The sequence below is a fragment of the Lysobacter sp. P5_B9 genome (assembly GCF_054049835.1).
This window is the reverse complement of the sequence record NZ_JBFULP010000003.1, coordinates 252,454-271,456: the sequence shown is the minus strand read 5'-3', so window position 1 is coordinate 271,456 and position 19,003 is coordinate 252,454. Positions and strand designations below refer to the sequence as shown.

Annotated in this window: 19 protein-coding genes and 1 tRNA gene; 10 read left to right on the top strand and 10 right to left on the bottom strand. The window is 66.9% G+C overall.

Annotated features, from left to right (window positions below; translation table 11 throughout):
* Positions 1 to 8 precede the first annotated feature (8 nt).
* Positions 9 to 1,550 carry a type I restriction-modification system subunit M gene (locus ACXJJ9_RS08930; protein WP_457096837.1) on the bottom strand — a complete coding sequence of 514 codons (1,542 nt, stop codon included), beginning with the start codon at positions 1,548 to 1,550 and terminating at the stop codon, positions 9 to 11.
* A gap of 163 nt (positions 1,551 to 1,713) precedes the next feature.
* Here ACXJJ9_RS08930 and ACXJJ9_RS08925 point away from each other — a divergent pair, with 163 nt between their 5' ends.
* The 3 genes from ACXJJ9_RS08925 to ACXJJ9_RS08915 all read left to right on the top strand — a co-directional run bounded on the left by ACXJJ9_RS08925 (position 1,714) and on the right by ACXJJ9_RS08915 (position 4,185).
* Entirely contained in the window at positions 1,714 to 2,721 is a 1,008-nt protein-coding gene (locus ACXJJ9_RS08925) for a hypothetical protein (protein ID WP_457096836.1), read from the top strand.
* A 455-nt stretch (positions 2,722 to 3,176) separates the two neighbouring features.
* The gene (locus ACXJJ9_RS08920) at positions 3,177 to 3,656 is read left to right on the top strand and encodes a hypothetical protein (protein WP_457096835.1); all 480 of its coding nucleotides are present in this window, start codon (positions 3,177 to 3,179) and stop codon (positions 3,654 to 3,656) included.
* A gap of 274 nt (positions 3,657 to 3,930) precedes the next feature.
* On the top strand, positions 3,931 to 4,185 hold the full coding sequence (locus tag ACXJJ9_RS08915; RefSeq protein ID WP_457096834.1) for a hypothetical protein: 255 nt from the start codon (positions 3,931 to 3,933) through the stop codon (positions 4,183 to 4,185).
* A 206-nt stretch (positions 4,186 to 4,391) separates the two neighbouring features.
* Here ACXJJ9_RS08915 and ACXJJ9_RS08910 read toward each other — a convergent pair whose 3' ends face one another.
* A complete protein-coding gene (locus tag ACXJJ9_RS08910; protein ID WP_457096833.1) occupies positions 4,392 to 4,988 on the bottom strand; it encodes a DUF4136 domain-containing protein in 597 nt (198 codons plus the stop codon).
* A 252-nt stretch (positions 4,989 to 5,240) separates the two neighbouring features.
* On the opposite strand from ACXJJ9_RS08910, the gene ACXJJ9_RS08905 reads away from it, so the two are divergent.
* The 4 genes from ACXJJ9_RS08905 to ACXJJ9_RS08890 all read left to right on the top strand — a co-directional run bounded on the left by ACXJJ9_RS08905 (position 5,241) and on the right by ACXJJ9_RS08890 (position 9,483).
* Complete coding sequence (locus ACXJJ9_RS08905; protein ID WP_457096832.1) at positions 5,241 to 6,296, top strand: CorA family divalent cation transporter; 1,056 nt, start codon at positions 5,241 to 5,243, stop codon at positions 6,294 to 6,296.
* A gap of 236 nt (positions 6,297 to 6,532) precedes the next feature.
* Positions 6,533 to 8,437: an MFS transporter gene (locus ACXJJ9_RS08900; protein WP_457096831.1), complete on the top strand. Its 1,905-nt coding sequence runs from the start codon at positions 6,533 to 6,535 to the stop codon at positions 8,435 to 8,437.
* Between the two features lie 251 nt (positions 8,438 to 8,688).
* Complete coding sequence (locus tag ACXJJ9_RS08895) at positions 8,689 to 9,036, top strand: CD225/dispanin family protein (RefSeq protein WP_457096830.1); 348 nt, start codon at positions 8,689 to 8,691, stop codon at positions 9,034 to 9,036.
* Between the two features lie 51 nt (positions 9,037 to 9,087).
* Positions 9,088 to 9,483, top strand: coding sequence for a DUF2752 domain-containing protein (locus ACXJJ9_RS08890; protein WP_457096829.1), 396 nt, complete (start codon positions 9,088 to 9,090; stop codon positions 9,481 to 9,483).
* Between the two features lie 211 nt (positions 9,484 to 9,694).
* Here ACXJJ9_RS08890 and ampE read toward each other — a convergent pair whose 3' ends face one another.
* From ampE to ACXJJ9_RS08865, 5 genes are all read right to left on the bottom strand, one after another.
* A complete protein-coding gene (gene ampE, locus ACXJJ9_RS08885; RefSeq protein WP_457096828.1) occupies positions 9,695 to 10,621 on the bottom strand; it encodes a regulatory signaling modulator protein AmpE in 927 nt (308 codons plus the stop codon).
* A 30-nt stretch (positions 10,622 to 10,651) separates the two neighbouring features.
* Positions 10,652 to 11,569 (bottom strand): NAD(+) diphosphatase, encoded by a 918-nt coding sequence (gene nudC, locus ACXJJ9_RS08880; protein ID WP_457096827.1) that lies wholly within the window; start codon positions 11,567 to 11,569, stop codon positions 10,652 to 10,654.
* A 130-nt stretch (positions 11,570 to 11,699) separates the two neighbouring features.
* Positions 11,700 to 12,086 (bottom strand): iron-sulfur cluster insertion protein ErpA, encoded by a 387-nt coding sequence (erpA, locus tag ACXJJ9_RS08875; RefSeq protein ID WP_457096826.1) that lies wholly within the window; start codon positions 12,084 to 12,086, stop codon positions 11,700 to 11,702.
* A 39-nt stretch (positions 12,087 to 12,125) separates the two neighbouring features.
* On the bottom strand, positions 12,126 to 12,845 hold the full coding sequence (locus ACXJJ9_RS08870) for a DUF6776 family protein (RefSeq protein WP_457096825.1): 720 nt from the start codon (positions 12,843 to 12,845) through the stop codon (positions 12,126 to 12,128).
* A 66-nt stretch (positions 12,846 to 12,911) separates the two neighbouring features.
* A complete protein-coding gene (locus ACXJJ9_RS08865; protein ID WP_457096824.1) occupies positions 12,912 to 13,334 on the bottom strand; it encodes a bactofilin family protein in 423 nt (140 codons plus the stop codon).
* Positions 13,335 to 13,493: 159 nt separating this feature from the next.
* On the opposite strand from ACXJJ9_RS08865, the gene ACXJJ9_RS08860 reads away from it, so the two are divergent.
* Complete coding sequence (locus tag ACXJJ9_RS08860; protein ID WP_310055605.1) at positions 13,494 to 14,093, top strand: DUF4126 domain-containing protein; 600 nt, start codon at positions 13,494 to 13,496, stop codon at positions 14,091 to 14,093.
* A gap of 99 nt (positions 14,094 to 14,192) precedes the next feature.
* Here ACXJJ9_RS08860 and bfr read toward each other — a convergent pair whose 3' ends face one another.
* The 3 genes from bfr to ACXJJ9_RS08845 all read right to left on the bottom strand — a co-directional run bounded on the left by bfr (position 14,193) and on the right by ACXJJ9_RS08845 (position 15,682).
* Positions 14,193 to 14,663: a bacterioferritin gene (gene bfr / locus ACXJJ9_RS08855; protein WP_457096823.1), complete on the bottom strand. Its 471-nt coding sequence runs from the start codon at positions 14,661 to 14,663 to the stop codon at positions 14,193 to 14,195.
* A gap of 131 nt (positions 14,664 to 14,794) precedes the next feature.
* The gene (locus tag ACXJJ9_RS08850) at positions 14,795 to 14,998 is read right to left on the bottom strand and encodes a (2Fe-2S)-binding protein (RefSeq protein ID WP_457096822.1); all 204 of its coding nucleotides are present in this window, start codon (positions 14,996 to 14,998) and stop codon (positions 14,795 to 14,797) included.
* A gap of 69 nt (positions 14,999 to 15,067) precedes the next feature.
* Positions 15,068 to 15,682 carry an RNA pyrophosphohydrolase gene (locus ACXJJ9_RS08845; protein ID WP_430538024.1) on the bottom strand — a complete coding sequence of 205 codons (615 nt, stop codon included), beginning with the start codon at positions 15,680 to 15,682 and terminating at the stop codon, positions 15,068 to 15,070.
* Positions 15,683 to 15,801: 119 nt separating this feature from the next.
* Here ACXJJ9_RS08845 and ACXJJ9_RS08840 point away from each other — a divergent pair.
* Together ACXJJ9_RS08840 and ACXJJ9_RS08835 are read left to right on the top strand one after the other, a co-directional pair.
* Positions 15,802 to 15,878: transfer RNA gene (locus tag ACXJJ9_RS08840), tRNA-Met, on the top strand.
* Between the two features lie 347 nt (positions 15,879 to 16,225).
* Positions 16,226 to 18,874 (top strand): LuxR C-terminal-related transcriptional regulator, encoded by a 2,649-nt coding sequence (locus ACXJJ9_RS08835; protein ID WP_457096821.1) that lies wholly within the window; start codon positions 16,226 to 16,228, stop codon positions 18,872 to 18,874.
* The last annotated feature ends 129 nt before the right edge of the window (positions 18,875 to 19,003 follow it).

Genomic DNA, 19,003 nt, shown 5'->3' with positions numbered 1-19,003 from the left:
GCTCCGCATCAAGGGCGCTCCAAAATGCTTGCGACGCCAATAGCGATTCGCTGTTGCAGATCGAGCGCTTCGGAGTTGAGCCCCTCCAATTCTTCGTTCAACTCTTCCAGCCGCTCCGCGAAATCAAACTCATCCGCCGCGCGGTCGCCGACGCCCACATAGCGCCCAGGATTCAAGCTCCAGCCCTGCGCCTCAATCTCGGCCAGGGCCGCTGCCTTGCATAGCCCGGCCACGTCTCGATACGTACCTTCGGAAAACCGCTCGGCCAGCAGCGCACGACTGTCACTCTCGAACTCCGGAGCCTCGCCTCGGTACAGCCGCACCACGTTGGCCAGGAACTCCAGTTGCTCTGGGGTGAACTCGCGCACTGCACGCGTGACCTGTTTGAAAAGCGGTCGCGCATCGAGAAACAAGACCTGGTCTCTGCGCGCCTTCGGCTTGCCCTTGTCGAAGAACCACAGCGTGCACGGTAGGGTGACCGTGTAGAAGAAGTTGGAGCCGACGCTGACGATCACGTCCACGGCGCCGGATTGGATCAGCTTCTTGCGGATTTCCAACTCGCTGCCGCGCGCGTCGCCGGCGGAGTTGGCCATTACGAACCCGGCGCGACCGTTGGCGTTGAGCGCGCTATGGAACAGCTGGATCCACAGGTAGTTGGCGTTGTCGGTGCTGGGCAGACCCAGTGGGAAGCGCTGGTCGTCCTTGAGCCGGTCCTTGTCCACGCCGCTCACGTTGAACGGAGGATTGGCCATGACGAAGTCGAAGCGGCCGAGCGCCGCATGTGGATCTTCGTAGTAGGTGTTGGACTCGCGAATGTCGCCGGACAGGCCGTGCACGGCGAGGTTCATCTTGCCGAGTTTGACGGTGTCGCCGGCCTTCTCGGTGCCGAACACGGTCAGCTCGCGCGTGGCCGACTTGTGGTGGCGCTGCACGAACGCCGCCGACTGCACGAACATGCCGCCTGAGCCGCAGGCGGGATCGAAGATGCGGCCGTGGAAGGGCTGCAGGATTTCAACGATTAGGCGGACGATGCTGGTCGGGGTGTAGAACACGCCGCCCTTCTGCCCCTCCTTCATGGCGAAGTTGCCGAGGAAGTATTCGTAGACCTTGCCGAAGGCGTCGCCTTCCAGGTCCAGCGGCGCTAGCAGGCGCAGCAGTTCGACCAGGGTGGCGGTGGGCAGTTTGTTGTAGGCGCGCGGCAGCACGCCCTTGAGTTCTTCGTTGTGGGCCTCGACCAGCGCCATGGCGTTGTTGATGACGCGGCCGAGGTTGTCGCCCTCGGTCAGTCTGAGCAGGTACGAGAAGCGGGCTTCCGCGGGCAGGTACAGCACGCCCTCGGCCTGGTAGTCCATCGGCTCCAGCTCGTCGGCCGCCAGGCCCTTGGCGGTGAGCTGGGCTTCGGCCTCGGTGAAACGCTTGTCAGCGAAGCGCAGGAAGATCAGGCCGAGGACCGGGGTGGAGAACTCCGAGGGTTTCAGGCCGGTGTTGGCCCAAAGCTGATCGGCGGCCGCCCACAGGCGGTTTTCTACTGCTACGAGGTCTGCTGCCATGGTGCCCCTGAATGACTGCCCGTCTGAGGCGGGCTACCGGGGAGTATCGGGCAATCCTCAGGTGCGGCCAAATGGCCGCCGTGCCCGGTTGGGGCCCTACCATTGGCGCATCGCCCTTTCGCGGCCGCGACGGGCTGGCAACTGAATCGTTTAGGGGAATTCCGTGATCTTCTCTATCTCTCCGGCCCTGGATAAGGCCACCAAGGTCAGCGCCAACAGCTTCGTCGGCCTGAGCATTTGGGAACGCACCCACATCGAGGAGTGGGTACGGTCCAACCCCGAGATCCTTGGGGAAGATCTATTGGTCGTGAGTATCGAGTTCGACCGGTTCAGCGCCAGCTCGGATCGGCTCGATCTCCTGGCCGTCGATCGCCAGGGCAACCTGGTGGTGGTGGAGCTCAAGCGGGATTCCGCGGCCGGCTACGCCGATCTGCAGGCGATCCGCTACGCCGCGATGGTGTCGTCGATGACGCTGGACAAGCTGGTCCCGCATTACGTCGCGTACAAGCGCAAGTACGAGAACGAATCGATCTCCGACCTCGCCGCGAAGGAACAGATCATCGAGTTCGTGGAGTCCGACTCGTTCTCCGAACTGTCGACTAAGCCGCGCATCATCCTGTGTTCCGAGGGCTTCTCGCAGGAGATCACCGCAACGGTGCTCTGGCTGCGCGACTCGAATATCGACATCAGTTGCGTCTCGATCACGCCTTACAAGGTCGACGACAAGGTCGTGATCGTTCCCCGCGTCATCATTCCGCTGCCCGAAGCACGGCAGTACCTGATCGACATCAAGAACAAGGAAGAGGTGCGCGAGTCCTCTGGCCGCAAGGCTCGGCCCAAGACGATGAAGATCCTTCTCGAGAACGGCCTGGTGGCCGCGGGCGACGAAGTCTTGCTGAAGAACGCATTGCCGTCGTGGGTCAAATTCGACAGCACTGACGCCACGTTTAGAGCGACGATCACCGGGAAGCAGGGGCAAAGCGACGCGGTAGTGTGGGCCAAGGATGGTCAGGAATATGCGGTATCCGCATTGGCCTGGAAGATATTCAAGGACATGCACCCGGATAACCGAAACCCCGGCGGCATCAATGGGACTTGGCATTGGGTTCGATCTGACGGCAAACCGTTGTGGACGGTCGCTAAAGAGTATCTAGCGCAAAGCGCCGCCTAATTGCGGGGATCGCTGATCTCCTAGGGTGCGGGCGCAGGTGTTGGGCTCCGTGAGTCCACGTTCAAGTGGGTGCGCGCGAAGGGGGTGAACTGCGCGGACGCAGCCCATCCGGCCCGACTGCGAGGCTCGCGGGCCTACGAGCGGAGGGGAAATGATGCGGACGCGCACCGGTGGACCTGCGTGGTCGTGCACGCAGGCTGCGCCGGCGTAGGTGTCGGTATGCGTTGACGGAGGCGTCCGGGCGCACGCACGCAGGTGTCCGGTTGCACGCGAGCCCGCGCGAGGTCCGGCCGCGGAGCGGCCGGGGTGCGTGCGCAGGCGACGGGGCCTGGATTCGTACACACGCAACCCTGCGCGCTTGAAGCCCCCGGGGTGCGCTCGGTTAAGCTCGCCCGGCAGGGCCATGGTGGCCCTGCAACGGAGTTCCATCACGCATTACAAGGAAGGAGCAAGGAATGACACAGAACTTTGCAGCTACGCATCTGAGCAACGAGCAGTGGGCCGCGGTGGATGCGGCGATCGACCAGCTGACGGCGGCGCTGGAACCGGCCCTGGTCGCGCTGTCGCTGGACCAGCGGCAGCGGGTGGTGAAGATGGGCGACGGCTCGGAGGCGTTCTGCCGCACGGCGCTGGACGTGATCGCGCAGAACGCGGGGCTGATGCCGCGCAATTTCGATATCGATGAGATGCGGCGCGATCTGGCCTCGCACGATGCGCTCAGTGCGCGCGTGGTGCGGTTGACGCGGTTGCTGGAGAAGGCGCACCACACCGACATGGCGCTGGGCAGCGATGCGATGGTGGCGGCGCTGGAGGGGTATGCGGTGCTCAAGGCCGTGGGCAAGCATGAGGGTGTGGATGCGTTGAAGAAGCTGTTGGGCAAGCGCTTTGATGGCAATGGGCGGAAGGTGGATTCGCCGGCGCCGGTTGTGGCTTGACGGCTAGTTGATGGAGAAAAGGCCCCGTTGGGGCCTTTTCTTTTTTGCGACGTTGCGAGGGCAAGAGCTGCCCCTCATCCGGCGCTGCGCGCCACCTTCTCCCCGCGCGGCGGGGAGAAGGAATGCAGGGCGGGAGAAGGAATCGTGGCTTGCGGGGGAGAAGGCGTGGAGGGCGGTCCCGAGAAGGTTCCCACGCCCCCACCCATGCGGGTAATCCCGGTCTTCACGTGCGTCATGGCTTACTGAATGCGCCCCGTCAGCAGGAGCTGCCGTCATGCCGCATTGCACGGTCCGCTACAACGTACGCCTCAGGCCCAAGGTAGCCGACGCCCCGGCGATGGACGCCATCGGCATCTTCTGCGAGGAACGCGAACCCGATTGGCTGGGCGACCCCGGTGCCCTGACATGGCGGTGCCTGACCACGTTCGACGGGCCGACCGGCTATTCCCTCAAGGAGATGGTGACCCGCAAGCGCGAATGGGAGATGGTCGTGCGCGATCGGATTGGGCCACTGGTGTGGGATAGCTGAGGGGCTTTACCGAACAAAAAAGGCCCCGCACTGGCGGGGCTTTTTTGTTTTGGTGTGGGGAGCAAATGCGTCCCCTCTGCCGCCCTGCGCTCAACGACTATTGCCGCGGAGCGCCCCTCATCCGCCCTTCCCTCAACGGCTGATCGCCGTTTCGACCTTCTCCCGCAAGCGGGAGAAGGAGAGACCAAGCGGGAGAAGGAGAGCTGTTACTGCTTCGTCGGCGCCGGCGTCGGCACGCTGCCCGGTGGGAAGGTGGCGAACATCTGCTGCACGGCGGTGTAGATGTCGGCGGTCTGGCGGGCGGGATCGCGGTGCACGGTGCTTTCGGCGCTGCCGCGCCAGATCGCGCGCTTGGTGCGCGCGTCGAACATGTCGACGTTCAGGGTGCCGACGGTGTAGGCGCGCACGGTGGAGTTGTTCCAGCCGTAACCGGCACCCCAGTAGCCGCCGTGGCCCCAGCAACAGCCACCCCAGCCCCAGCCACCCCAGCCCCAGAACGGGTCGTAGTAGGTGTCGATGTCGTATTCCTGGCGACTGTCGACGCTGGCGGCGACGACGACGTCGCTGCTGCCGCTGGGTGCGCGGCTCCAGCCCTTGGCGCTGAGCTGTGCGTCGATGGCGTTGATGATGCGCTGCTGCATCAGCGGCGCGGCGCGCTCGGCCTTTTCTTCCTGCCAGCTGTAGGTGCGGTACTGGCCGAACTGCGCGGACGGATCGAAATCGGTGTAGACCACGGGTGTGGTCGCGCACGCGGCCAGGCCGAGGGCCATGGCGGCGGCGATCGCGACGAGCATGCGGTTCATGGCGGTGCTCCGGCGGGCGAGAACTTGATGGTACGCCCGCGTGACGCGGGCGGAATCCTATTCCGGCCGAAACGGCCGTGCCGTTGTAAACCGGTCAGGAAGTTCCGCACGCTGGTTCGCCCTGCCTTCACCGCGCGCTATCGAAAGTGGATGCCTCTTTCGGGAGGTTCCGTTCATGGCGTCATCGTGTCCACAGCTTCGCCCCGGCGGTCATCGTTGTGGGTGCGTCCGGCCATTGCGACGGAGACGGCCTTGAACCCGTCGACGCTTCCGCCGGCGCTGGAGTCCATGGCCGGGGTGGTCGCCAACCCGGCCATGGCAGATGCGGGCCGTACGCCGGACGACGGCGGCGCCGTGCATGCGGTGCTGTTCGATGCCGACGGCACTGATCGCGAAGTGGCCGTCGAGCGGATCGACCTGGAGGCCCTAGCGGAACGACAGCTGCTATGGATCGACGTGCGCGGCGAGCAGGCCGCGGCCTGCCTGGAGAAGCTGGGCCTGGCGGCGGCGGTGCGCTGCCTCGAGGAAGGCAATGGCAAACCGCGCCTGCAGAACTTCGGCGAGTGGTTCGTTGTCCAGGTGGTGGCGGTAGCGGACGCGACGCGGATGGAGTTTCCTGGCCAGGCCATCACGCTGATCGTGGGCCGCAACTTCGTGGTGACGGTGCACCGCGAGCCGCTCGCCTACCTGGAGCAGTTGCTCGATCGCGAGCGCGCCGACACCCGGCTGGGCGTGCTCAGTGCGGAGAGTTTCACGGCGTCGGTGCTGGACTGGCAGATGACGACGTACTTCGATGCCGTCGCGGCACTGGAGAGCGAGGTGGACCACCTCGAAGTCGAGCTGCTGACGCGCCCCATCCACCGTGAGCACGTACCCGAACTAGCGGTGTTGCGCCGCGCCGCCTCGCGCCTGCGGCAGCTGCTGGCGCCGCATCGCATCGTCTACAGCGCGATGGCGCGTCCGGACTTCCGCCCGGATGCGGGCGAGGACGTCGAGGCGTTGCTGCGCGGCTTGAACGAGCGCTTCGAGCGCGTGATGGAGGCGGTGGAGGCGGCGCGCGAGCTGGTGATCGGCAGCTTCGAACTGTTCGCCACGCGTACGGCGCAGCGCACCAACGAGACGATGCGGGTGCTGACCTTCGTCACCGTGCTGCTGGGGACGCTGGCGGTGCTGGCGGGTGTGCTGGGGATGAATTTCGATGCCCCGATTTTTCGCAGCGGGGAGCGCGGATTCCTGATCACGATCGCGCTGATGGTGGCGCTGGTGATCACCGCGCTGGTGGCAGGGCGGTGGCGGCGGTGGTGGTAGGGGTGGCACTCATCCGCCCTTCCCTCAACGGCCCCGCCATTTCGACCTTCTCCCCGCGACGCGGGGAGAAGGAGTGCGGGGTTGTCTGAGGTTCGTGCGAGAGAGTCCCTCATCCGCCCGGCCCTCATCCGCCCTTCGGGCACCTTCTCCCGCAAGCGGGAGAAGGAAATGCCCAGCGGCACCCGCTCGGGAACCGCATCCGTTTTGCTAGGCTCCCGCCAAACCCCGGGGGACGCATGGCGGCCAACCATCATTCGCAGTTCGACTTGCTGCGGCAGCGACGTTTCCTGCCGTTCTTCCTGACCCAGTCGCTGGGTGCGTTCAACGACAACGTCTACCGGCTGGCGATCATCGGCCTGCTCGGCTACCTCGCCGTCAGCCCCGAGGACAAGACGCTCTACACCAACCTGGCGCCGGCGATCTTCATCCTGCCCTACTTCCTGTTCTCGGCCACGGCGGGGCAGATCGCGGAGAAGCTGGAGAAGTCGAAGCTGATCCGCATCACGACCACGATGGAAATCGTGATCATGTCGTTCGCGGCGATCGGCTTCATCACCCAGAACATGGTCGTGCTGCTGGTGGCGCTGTTCGCGACCGGCCTGCAGTCGACGCTGTTCGGGCCGGTGAAGTATTCGATCCTGCCGTCGGTGCTCAGGCCGGAGGAACTCACCGGCGGCAACGGCCTGGTGGAGATGGGCACGTCCATCTCGATCCTGGCGGGGATGCTGTTCGGCGGACTGATCTTCCAGGTGTCCGGCGCGCACGGGCCGGCGGTGGCGGCGGTAGCCATTGTGCTGCTGGCGATCACCGGCAACGTGGTCAGCCGCTTCATCCCGCGCGCGGAAGCCGGGGCACCGGACCTCAAGATCGACTGGAATCCGTGGCAAGAGTCGCTGCAGATCATGCGCCTGACGCGCAAGCAGGAAGGCGTGCGCAATTCGGTGCTGGGGGTGTCGTGGTTCTGGTTCTTCGGCACGGTGGTCACGTCCAACCTGCCGACTTACGCCGAGATCAACCTCGGTGCGCCGCGCGATGATGCGACGATCTACATCCTGGCGCTGGCGTTGTTCTCGATCGGCACCGGCGTGGGCTCGCTGCTGTGCGAGAAGCTGTCGGCGCGCACGGTCGAGATCGGCCTGGTGCCGATGGGCGCGATCGGCATGACCGGCTTCCTGCTCGACCTGTACTTCGCGCGCAGCGGCCTGGCGCCGGTGACCGGGCTGGATGCGGGCGGTTTCCTGCGCCAGCCGGGGGCGTGGCGGATCGTGATGGACCTGGTCGGCATCGGCCTGTTCGCCGGCTTCTTCCTGGTGCCGCTGTTCGCGCTGATCCAGAGCCGCACGCCCAAGGGCGAGCTGTCGCGCGTGATCGCGGGCGTGAACATCCAGAACGCGTTCTTCATCGTGCTGGCGGCGGGCGTGGGCATCGCGGCGCAGCGGCTGTTGCACTGGTCGATTCCGCAGCTGTTCCTGGCGCTGGCGATCACCAATGCGCTGGTGGCGATCTGGATCTTCACGATCGTGCCCGAGTTCGCGATGCGCTTCGTCAGCTGGTTGCTGGTGCGCACGCTGTACCGGCTGAGGCTGCACGGCATCGAGAAGCACGTGCCGGACGAGGGCGCGGGGCTGATCGTGTGCAACCACGTCAGCTACATGGACGCGCTGATCCTCGCGGCGAGCATTCCGCGGCCGGTGCGCTTCGTCATGTATTACAAGATCTTCAACATTCCGGTGATGAGCTGGATCTTCCGCACCGCCAGGGCGATCCCGATCGCCGGTGCGCGCGAGAACCCCGAGGTGATGCAGCGCGCGTTCGACGAGATCGATGCGGCGCTGAGGAATGGGGAGCTGGTGGGGATCTTTCCCGAGGGCTCGTTGACCCGGGATGGCGAGATCGCGAAGTTCAAGTCGGGCGTGGAGAAGATCCTCGAGCGGCGGCCGGTGCCGGTGATCCCGATGGCATTGCGCGGGATGTGGTCGAGCATGTGGAGCCATCGCGACAATCGCCTGGGGCGGATGCGCGTGCCGCGGCGCTTTCGTGCGCACGTGGAGGTGGCGGCGGATGCGGCGATCGATCCGTTCCTGACCACCGCCGAATCGCTGCAGGCGACGGTGCGGGAGTTGCGCGGGGATGCGGCGTGAGGGGTGTGGACGGGTAGTGGCGGTTTTCGCAACGGCAAGAAGCGCCCCTCACACCCCAAGGGTGCTTCCTTCGGGGCGTCTGCCCTTCGGGCATCTTCTCCCCGCGGTGCGGGGAGAAGAGTTGCACTCTCCGCGCAGCGGCATGGGCTGTCACTATTTCCACGATGACGCTGGCAAAGAGCCGCTGCTAGGATGCCGCCAGGGCCATCGGCCTGCCGGGGATCCATCCTTCATCACTTAGGGGAAGAGTAATGAGCGCACCGCCGTCATTTCCGCCGGAACAGCCGCAGCAGTACGGGCCAATTCCCAACTACCTGGTCTGGGCGATCCTGATCACCATCGTCGCCTTCTGCGTCTGTTGTGTCGTCGGCGCGATTCCGGGCGTGGTCGCGATCGTGTTCGCCTCGCAGGTCAACAGCAAGCTCGGCGCCGGTGACCGCGCGGGTGCCGAGGACGCATCGAAGAAGGCCAAGCTGTGGTGCTGGATCACGACCGGACTGGTCATCTTCGGCCTGCTCATGAATGTCGGTCTGCAAATGGCTGGCTACAACAACCAGTACTGGCAGAACTACATCGAGCAGATGGAGCAGCGTCACTGATCCTGGCGCATGCGCACCGTGCCGCAACGATCCGGATTGTCCCACCCCGCGATGGCCGCGATCGCGGCCGTCGCGCTGGGTGCTGCGGTCGCGGGGATCTGGTTGCTGCGCACCTTTGATCCGAACGCGACGGGAAGCCTGTTCCCGTCGTGTCCGTTCCACGCACTGACCGGGTGGTACTGCCCCGGCTGCGGCATCACCCGCGCGCTGCATGCGCTGGTGCATTTCGATGTGGCGCGCGCGCTGGCGATGAATGCGCTGGTGGTACTGGGCCTGCCGCTGCTCGCGGTGATGGCAGTGCAGGGGCTGACGCAGCGCGCGTTGCTGCCGCGGGTGCTGGCGCGCGTAGCGTTCGACGGCCGCGCCTGGATCGTGGTGTTGCTGGTGTTCGGCGTGGTGCGCAACCTGCCGGGGTTCGCGTGGCTGGCGCCGGGCGGGCTGCTGTAGCGCCGCGACCTGGTCAACGTGCGGTTATGTTCAGCGCGCCGCAGCGCGCGGGGAAAGCCGACGCGCGGATTCAACGGCGTAGACCTAGAGCGGCGTAGCCCGGGTAAGCGCAGCGCACCCGGGATCAAGACGCAGGTTGCCACCCGCCCCGGGTGCGGCCTTCCGCCTTACCCGGGCTACTCGTCGAAACGTTGATTGGCGAGGCCGAGTGTTACGCCACGTAGCCGGCGATCACGAACAGCGCGAGCACGGCCAGCCATACCAGCAGGCTGCGCCAGACCAGGCTCATGGCGTCGCGCAGTTCCGGCAGTTCGGCAGCGGTGGCAATCGTGGCGACGGGTGCCGCGCCGGTAGTGGCGGCGTCCACGCCGTCGCCGTAGTCGGCGGCTTCCTCGGCCAGTTCGCTACGCACGCTGGCGCGACCCGCGGCGTCGAGGAAGTGGTGGTCGATCGTGAACGACGCGCCGCCGTTCTCGCGCCAGGCGCCGAGCACGGTGTCGAAGTTGCCGACCAGCGCGAGCGAGAGGGTGAGCAATTGTGCGACCGGCCAGTCGAGCAGTTTCAGCAGGGTGCGCGCGCCGATCGCGGTCTCGTGCGGCAGCTTGCGCGCGAAGCTGCCTTCGCAGGCGAGCACGGTCAGGCGGTACAGCATCGCGCCCCACGGACCGAACACCAGGAACCAGAACAGCACGCCGAACCAGCGCCGCAACGCGTTCTGGAACACGGCGGAAACGATCGCGCCACCGTCGAGGATGGAGGGCGCACCATCGGGCCAGAGCCGCAGCAGCGCTTCGCGGCGCGAGGCGGGATCGGTTGCGTTGGCGATGGCGTCGATGTCGAGGTCGAGGTCGCGAGGACCCCAGGTGTAGAACAGCACGGCGATCGCGAACAGCAGGCCGACCAGGCCGTACAGCGGTTGGTGCAGCGCGACCTGGAACAGGCTCACCGCGAGCACCGGCGGCAGCAGGGCCAGGGCTACGCCCCAGCGGCCGTGCCAGAAGCTGCCTTCGGGGAACTGTGCGTCGAGCCAGCCCAGCCAGTGTCCGTACCAGTCGTAGTGGCGCATCGCCGCGGCCAACGACTGCGCGACGTGCCCGATGACCAGCGCGGCGACGACGGCAAGCAGGGTGACGGCCATGACGGGTCCTTTCGGGGGGACGGCTGGATTCTAGCCCTCTGCCCAGCGGTCGATCAGCCAGCGCGCGATGGACAGGCGCGGCGAGACCAGCAGGCCGGTGCCGTCGTCGCGCGTCGGGTCGGCTTCGCGCGCCTGCGCCTCGCGCACTTCCTCGCGGGTGAACCAGCGCGCGTCCTCGAGTTCGTCGCCGGTGCTGGGCGTGTCCGGATGGGCGTCAGCGACGAAGCCCAGCATCAGCGAGCTCGGGAACGGCCACGGTTGCGAGGCCTGGTAGCGGCACGACTTCACCCGCACGCCGGTTTCCTCCAGCACCTCGCGGGCAACGGTGTGTTCGAGCGATTCGCCGGGTTCGACGAAGCCGGCGATGGTGGAGTAGCGGCGCGCGGGCCAGCCGTTCTGGCGGCCGAGCAGGAGGCGTTCGCCGTCGCTGACGGCGACGATCACGGCGGGATCCGTGCGCGGGTAATGCTCGGCGTGGCATTGCGTGCAGGTGCCGAGCCAGCCGCCGCGCGAGTACGCGAGCGTGCCGCCGCAGACACCGCAGTGGCGATGGCGCTGGCGCCAATGCTGCACGGCGCGCGCCTGCGCGAACACGGAGGCGTCGAAGTGCGGCCAGTGCGTGGCGGCAGTGCGCAGGTCGCAGCGTTCCGGGGCAGCGAACGCGGTGAGGGCAGCATCGAGCGCGAACCAGCCGGTGCCGTTGTCGTCGACGCCGAGGAACACGGCGGCACCCGGGCCGCCGGGACCGGCGCTCAGTTGCGCGCCGGTGGGCGCCAGCAGGCGGCGTTGTTCATCCGCGAAGGCGAGACCGCTGTCGTCGAGCAGCACCACGCGCGCGTCGGGCCACAGATTGGCGAGCGCGTCGTTGTCGTGGCGCAGGTGGTCGGCGCGATCGAGCGCGGCCCGACAGGCATCGGCTTCGACAAAGGCGAACGGGGATGCGGGCATCGGGCAATCCATGGCGCGGAGATGCGGGGATTATCGCTCGTGCCCCCACCCCGGCCCTCAGCTCGCGCCTGCGGCGCTCGTTCCCCCACCCCAGCCCTCCCCGGCTATGCGGGGGAGGGAGATTCACGGGCTACGCGGAAAACGAAGAACCGCAGCCACAGGTGGTCTTGGCGTTCGGGTTGCGGATCACGAACTGCGCGCCGTGCAGGCTTTCGGTGTAGTCGACTTCGGCACCCATCAGGTACTGCAGGCTGAGCGGATCGACCAGCAAGGTGACGCCGTCGGTCTGCACGGCGAGGTCATCCTCGCCCTGCTGTTCGTCGAACTCGAAACCGTACTGGAAGCCGGAACAGCCGCCGCCCTGGATGTAGACGCGCAGCTTGAGCTCGGCATTGCCCTCTTCGGCGATGAGTTCGCGCACCTTGGCCGCTGCGGCAGACGTGAACTGCAGCGGGCGGTCGAGCGACTGGTAATCGGGTGTGGCCGGTGCGGCGGTGGGGATGCTGGAGCTGTTCATGGACTCAGGATGGGGCGCCAGGGCGGGGCATTCAACCCATCATTCGGCAACGGTCTGTCCGCGCTGGGCCTCGGCCCAGGTGAAGGACTGCTCGATCGCGGCGCCCGAACGCGGCTGCAGGCGCACGGTGACCTTGACCGGGGTCACCCCCGCGGGCAGGAAGATGTCACCTTCGACCTGCTGGAAGTACTTGAACGAATACACGATGCCCGGCGCGGTGGCCTGCTGGCGCAGGTCGTTCCAGGCCAGCTTCTGCAGCTTGCCCTCGCGCGTCCCCTCGAGCGTGAGGGTCAGCGTGCCGTCGCTGATCGCGCCGCGGTTGAGGTTCTGGGTGAGCGTGCCGATGAAGTGCCAGGCGGGGCCGTTCTGCTGCTGCACCTTCAACGCATGCACGGTCAGGCCGTGGCGCGTGGCGGTAGCGCCCACGAGGCGCTCGTAGAAGGCAACGTCGGCGCGCAGGCCAGCGATCTCCTCGTCGCGGTCCGCGATCGCGCCCTGCAGGTCGCGGTTGGCATCGCGACTGATCTGGTCGGAGCGGCTGAGCGTGGCGACACGCTGGCGCAGCTGCTCGGTGTCGTCGCGCAGCCGCGCCTGCTCACGCTTGAGGCTGCCGATCTCTGCGCGCGGATCGCCCGAGACCGGTGCGAACACGCGCCACGCACCCCAGCCACCGAATCCGATCGCCAGAAGGAAAATGACCGCGCCGAGCAGCACGTGCCAGTGTTCGCCGAGCCAGGAAGTTTTCTGACGTTGGTACATGCGGCGAGGGTAACGGCATTGACCGCCGGCAGTATGTGCCGGCGGTTACGACAACGCCACGCTCGCTCAGGCGATGGTCACGTCCGGCGTGATCGGCGTGACGTTGGTCGCATCCGCCACGATCACGGTTTCGGCATGGATCAGGCGGCCGGTCAGCGTGGAGCCGGCGATCATCTCGATCACCTTGTAGTGCACGTTGCCGTTGACGCGCGCCAGCGGGTGCATCTCGACCAGCTCGCCGTAGGCATCGCCGACCAGCTGGCCATTGATGACGACGTTGGGCGCGCGGACTTCGCCTTCGACCACGCCGGTTTCGGCGATGGTGACCTGGGCGGCTTCGCCATTGCTGGCGATGACTTTGCCGATGACGCGGCCTTCGATGTAGAGGCCGCCGGCGAAATGGAAGTCGCCCCGGATGACGACCTGCGGGCCGATCAGGGTGTCGACCTGGCCAGGCGCAATGGTCGACTTCTTGTCTTTCTTGAACATGGTTTTTCCCCAGGTGCTGATGGAGCAAGGCCAGGCCGTCCGGGCAGTCGAACGACCGGCGTGGCGCCGCGTGAACCCGCGCCGACCGGGCCATTGGGCCGGACTGGGCGGTATTCCCCTTCCCCTATACTCGGCGCGGAGTCTAGCGGGAGACACGCCATGTCGGATGCGCACTTGTTCGCAATTGGCGTAGTGCTGGCCTGGCTGGCCGGTATTCGCGTCTACCTCACCGTGTTCGGTGTGGGCCTGGCCGGGGCGCTCGGCTGGCTGGACCTGCCCCCGGCCCTGGAAGTGACCCAGTCGCCGTGGGTGATCGGCGTTTCTGGCGCCTTGGCGGCCGTCGAGTTCTTCGCCGACAAGATCCCGGGCGTGGATTCGGGCTGGGACCTGTTGCATACGCTGCTTCGGGTGCCAGCCGGGGCGTTCCTGGCGGCGGCGACGCTGTCGCCCGACGGACACCTGGGCGCGGGCGCGCTCGCCGCGGGCGCGGGCGTGGCACTGACCAGCCACGCATTGAAGGCGGGCTCGCGCGCCCTGCTCAACACCTCGCCCGAACCGGTGACCAACTGGACCGCATCGGTGGCCGAGGACGTCGCGACGGTGGGCGGACTGGCGCTGGTATTCGCGCATCCATGGCTGGCGCTGTCGATCGTGGTGCTCATCACGGTGACCATTGCGCTGGCGCTGTGGTGGTTGTGGCGCAAACTGTTCCGGCGCCGCCGCAGCGACGATGGCCAGTCGGGGCTGGGCACTGTGTAACGCGGCGGTGCGATCCGGCCCTGCGCAGCGATGCGGCCGGCAAAGAAAACGCCACCTTGCGGTGGCGTTTTCGTTATCCAGCACGGCGGACGGTGACGCTCAGCTTTCGATCTTCATCGCCAGGTAGTTCTGTTCGCCGATGCGATCGATCAGCGACAGCTGCGTTTCGATCCAGTCGATGTGTTCCTCTTCCGACTCGAGGATGTCGGCCAGCAGCTGGCGGCTGACGATGTCCTTGATGCTTTCGCAGTAGATGATGCCTTCGCGCAGCATCGGCAGGGCTTCCAGTTCCAGCGCGAGGTCGCAGGTGAGTACTTCGCGCGGCGTTTCGCCGATGCGCAGTTTGCCCAGTGCCTGGAAGTTCGGCAGGCCTTCGAGGAAGAGGATGCGCTCCGACAGCTTGTCTGCGTGCTTCATTTCATCGATGGACTCGTGGTACTCGTGTTCGGCGAGTTCCTTCAGGCCCCAGTTCTTCAGCATCTTGGCGTGCAGGAAGTACTGATTGATGGCGATGAGCTCGTTGTAGAGCGCCTTGTTGAGGTATTCGATGACCTTGGCGTCGCCCTTCATGGCCCTGCTCCGTGCGCTGTCGATGCGCGGACTCTAGTCCGCGCACGCGGGCGATGCCGAAACGCGAATCGACTGCATCCGCGAACAAGTTGTATCGGGAAACGCCGTGGCCCCTTCAGGGACCGGCGGGATCAGGCTGCTTGCGACAGGACCGGCAGTGGCAGGTCGCGCACGGCACGCGCTTTGTCCATCAACTCCGCGGCCAGGTCGAGGCAGCTGCCGCAGCTGGCGCCGGCGCCCGTCCGCATGGTCAGCTCGGCCACGCTGCGACACCCGGCCTCAACGGCCTGGCTGATGTCGTGATCGGTGACTCCGTTGCAGATGCAGACGTACATGGGGCGGCGTGATCGGAAAAAGCAGCCGGTTCGGCTGCGGGACTATTCCGCCATGAATGAGAATGATTGTCAATTAGAGGCAGGATCGGAGCCGCTTCCGCCCCGCGCCTGCGAATCGGGGCGTGCCCGGGGCCGCTGGCGATTGCGGCTGGCATTGCGGCGCAGGTCGCGAGGGTCGGGCCCCGGCACCGGGACCGCCTGCAGTCCCGCCACCACGCGGGCGACCGGCGCCAGGTGGCGCAGGGCGCTGTTATAGACGCCGCGTTTGAAGGTCACCACGTGTTCGACCGGGTACCAGAAGTCGACCCAGCGCCAATGGTCGAATTCAGGTTTGTCGGTCAGGTCCAGGCGCAAATCGCTCTCCTGCCCAGTCAGGCGCAGCAGGAACCAGACCTGCTTCTGGCCGATGCAGACAAGGCGGTCGTGGCGGCGCACGGCGCGCGGCGGCAGGCGGTAGCGAAGCCAGCCCGGGGTGGCGCCGAGGACTTCGACATGTTCGGGCAACAGGCCGGTTTCTTCGCGTAACTCGCGATACATGGCCTCCAGCGGCGTCTCGTCGCTGTTCATCCCGCCCTGCGGGAACTGCCAGCCGTCGCGATGCACGCGGCGGGCCCAGAACACCCGGCCATCCGGATGCATCAACACAATGCCGACGTTGGGTCGGTAACCGTCCGGATCGATCACGATGCGGACTCCAGAATGCACTGCGTCCGACTCTGCCACGGCCTCTGTCGGCGGACAAGCAAAGCGCCGGAGGATTGACGGGGGGTGCCCAAGCCGGAATAATTTGCGGTTCTTCGCGCGGCTATGTAGCTCAGCCGGTTAGAGCACAGCACTCATAATGCTGGGGTCGGTGGTTCGAGTCCACCCATAGCCACCACCGCGTCGAGAAAGAAGAAGCCCCGCCCATGCGGGGCTTTTTGCTTTCCGGGATTTGCTACCAGGGCGGACACTGGCAACAACATGCGTGGCCGCGCTGATCATCAGCAGCGAAGAAAGACGCGACGCCCGCGCCGCGACAGAGAAAACTCCGCGACAGGGAAAGGCCGCGCCACGCATCGACACGTGGTGTCAGGCGACGCGAACACACGCGCTTCGACCTCGGGCACGCGGCCAACAAACGAGCCGAACGCACGCACCGGTTCGCCAAGCCCCGGACGACTCGCTACCCTTGGCCGCTTATCGCCTGTCGGCGCAGCGGACCCGGAACGTCCAACCATCGGACCCATGCGACCGGACAACGTACCTCCCGAACTCGTGTTGAAGGCCACGCCGCCGCGCCTGGGCAAAGGCCTGCTGCTGCGCCAGAACCTGCGCCTGGACGCCCCTGGCTACGAGCACAAAGCGGTGATCGCGGTGCAGGCGCCGGCCGGTTTCGGCAAGACCTCGCTGCTGGGCCAATGGCGGCGCGAATCGCTGGCGCGCGCCGCCGTCGTGGCCTGGCTGACGCTCGACGAACGCGACGAGCCGATACGCTTCGTCAAGGGGTTGATCGCGGCCTCGCGCCTGGGAAGCGACCGCGGCGCATTCGGCGCCGGGCTGGCGGGCGCCCTGCTCGACGAGGGCGACGCGCTGGATGCATTGACCGCATGGCTGGCGGCCGTGGCGGATCTCGCGCACGAAGTCATGCTGTTCCTGGACGACGTGCACGCGTTGCCGGACGCAACGGTGCGGACGCCGCTCGCCTATCTGCTGTTGAATGCGCCACCGAACCTCAAGGTCGTGCTCGCCTCACGCAGCCGCGTCGCCCTGCCGGTGGCGGACATGCTGGCGCGTGGCGAATACGCCACGGTCACGGCACCCACGCTGCATTTCCGGCTCGAAGACACCATGGCGCTGCTCCGGGCCCGCTTCGGCGAACGCATCGATGCCGACGCCTGCGCCCTGCTGCAGGAGCGTACCGAGGGCTGGCCCCTGGGCTTGCAGCTGGCGATTTCCTCGATCGAGAAGAGCCAGGACCTGGACGAGGCGATCCGGGCGATCTCGTCTGGCCGCGGCGACCTGCAGAGCTACTTCGTCGAATCGCTGTTTGCGCGCCTCACCCCGGAACAGGCCGATTTCCTGATCCGCATTGCCCTGGTCCAGGCGGTCACGCCCGCGTTGTGCACGGCGCTGACCGGCAACGACGAGGCACGCACGCTGCTGCTGCACCTGTGCGAGACGACCCCGATCTTCGTCGAGGCCACCGACAGCGAATGGATCCGCATCCATCCGCTGGCGCGCGAGTTCCTCCTGCGCCGCTTCGAGCGGCTGCCCGCGTCCGAGCGCCAGGACCTGTCCGAACGCGCCAGCCGCTGGCTCGCCGACCACCACATGTACGAGGAGGCCGCGCAGCTCGCACTCAGCGCCGGCCAGGCGGCGTTGGCCTACGACCTGGCCGAGCGCTGCATGTACGAACTCATCCTGCGCGGGCAGATGGGACGCGTCCTGGAGTGGCTCGACCGCCTGCCCGAGACCGAGGTGACGCGGCGCCCGCGCCTGCGCCTGGCAGCGGCCTGGGCGCTGGCACTGGGCGGGCATCACGATGCGGCCCGGGGCTTGGTGGCGCACATCTACGCCGATCCGGACGCGGCCCCGGAAGACCGCGGCGAAAGTGCGGCGGTGTGCACCGCCGCCGCGTTTTTCTCCGATCGGGTCGACGAAGCGGCGGCCCTGCTCGGGGACTGGTCGGTACGTACACCGCCGTCCTCGACCAAGCTGCAATGCTTCCTGGCCAACCAGCAGGCGCAGATCTGCCTGTACCGGGGTGAGCCGGAACAGACGCGCTATCTCTTCCTGAGTGCCCCGCACGACAACGGCATCCCGGGCATGGAATCCAGCCGCAGCTTTGGCGACTGGCTCGTCGGGATGAGCTACCTGGCCGAGGGCCAGGTCCGGCTCGCCGAAGGGGTGCTGCGCACCGCCCTGACCCAGGCCGAGAGCGTCGTGGGCCGGCGCAGCCAGGTGGCGGGGATGCTGGCCACGGCGCTGGCGTCTGCGTTGTGGGAACGCGACGAGCCGGAGGCGGTGGTCAGCCTGCTGGCGAACCGCCTCGACGTGATCGAACGGCTGGCGGCGCCGGAGACGGTGGCCAGTGCCTATGTCCTGCGCGCGCGCTGGCTGGCACTGCACGGCCAGGAACACCGCGCCTACGACCTGCTGGAGAGCCTGCATGCGCTGGGCGAGCGCCGGCACATGCCCCGGCTGTGCCTCGTGAGCCTTGCCGAACAGATCCGGATGCATGCCCTGCGCCAGCACGGCGAGACCTGCGCCACGCTGTACCGGCGCCTGGAAGCCGTGGTTCCGGACGAGATCAAGGCCGGCCAGGGTTTGCTGGGCACACAACTGACCATCGTGCATGGCATCGCCCAGGCCTATCACGCCCTCGCCCGGCGCGATCCGGACGCCATGCTCGCCGGGTTGAACCGGATCGCCCCGATCGCCGACCGGTTGCGCCGCAACCAGGACAGCATCCGGATCAAGCTGCTGCGCGCGCTGGCCCTCCGGCGCGCGGGCGAAGACGGACGCCCCCTGTTCAAGGAGGCCAACAGCCTGGCGGAGGCTTACGGACTGACCCGGATCGTGGTCGACACCCACCCAGAACTGACTGACCTGGCGCCCCGCCCTGCCGTCGCCACGCCACGCCCTCCTTCGCCCCGCCCAGCCCCGACGCCGGCACGGGTCACGACCAGCGCCCTGCTGACGGCCAAGGAGAGCGAGATCCTGCGCCTGCTGGCCAACAACATGTCCAACAAGCAGATCGGCCTGACCCTGGACGTGCGCGACGAAACCATCAAGTGGCACCTCAAGAACCTGTTCGGCAAGCTCGGTGTCGGCTCACGCCGGAATGCCGTGCACCAGGCGCGCCTGATCGGCCTGCTCGACGACGGCGGCTAGTCAGGTCGCCGGCGATGCCCGGCCCGCGGCGCTGCCGCGGCACCTGAATCGGGGAGGCCATCAGGCATTTCCGCGCAGTCCTCCGCACATCACGCGATCGCCTGCTCACCCCCCCCGACACAGGGGGGG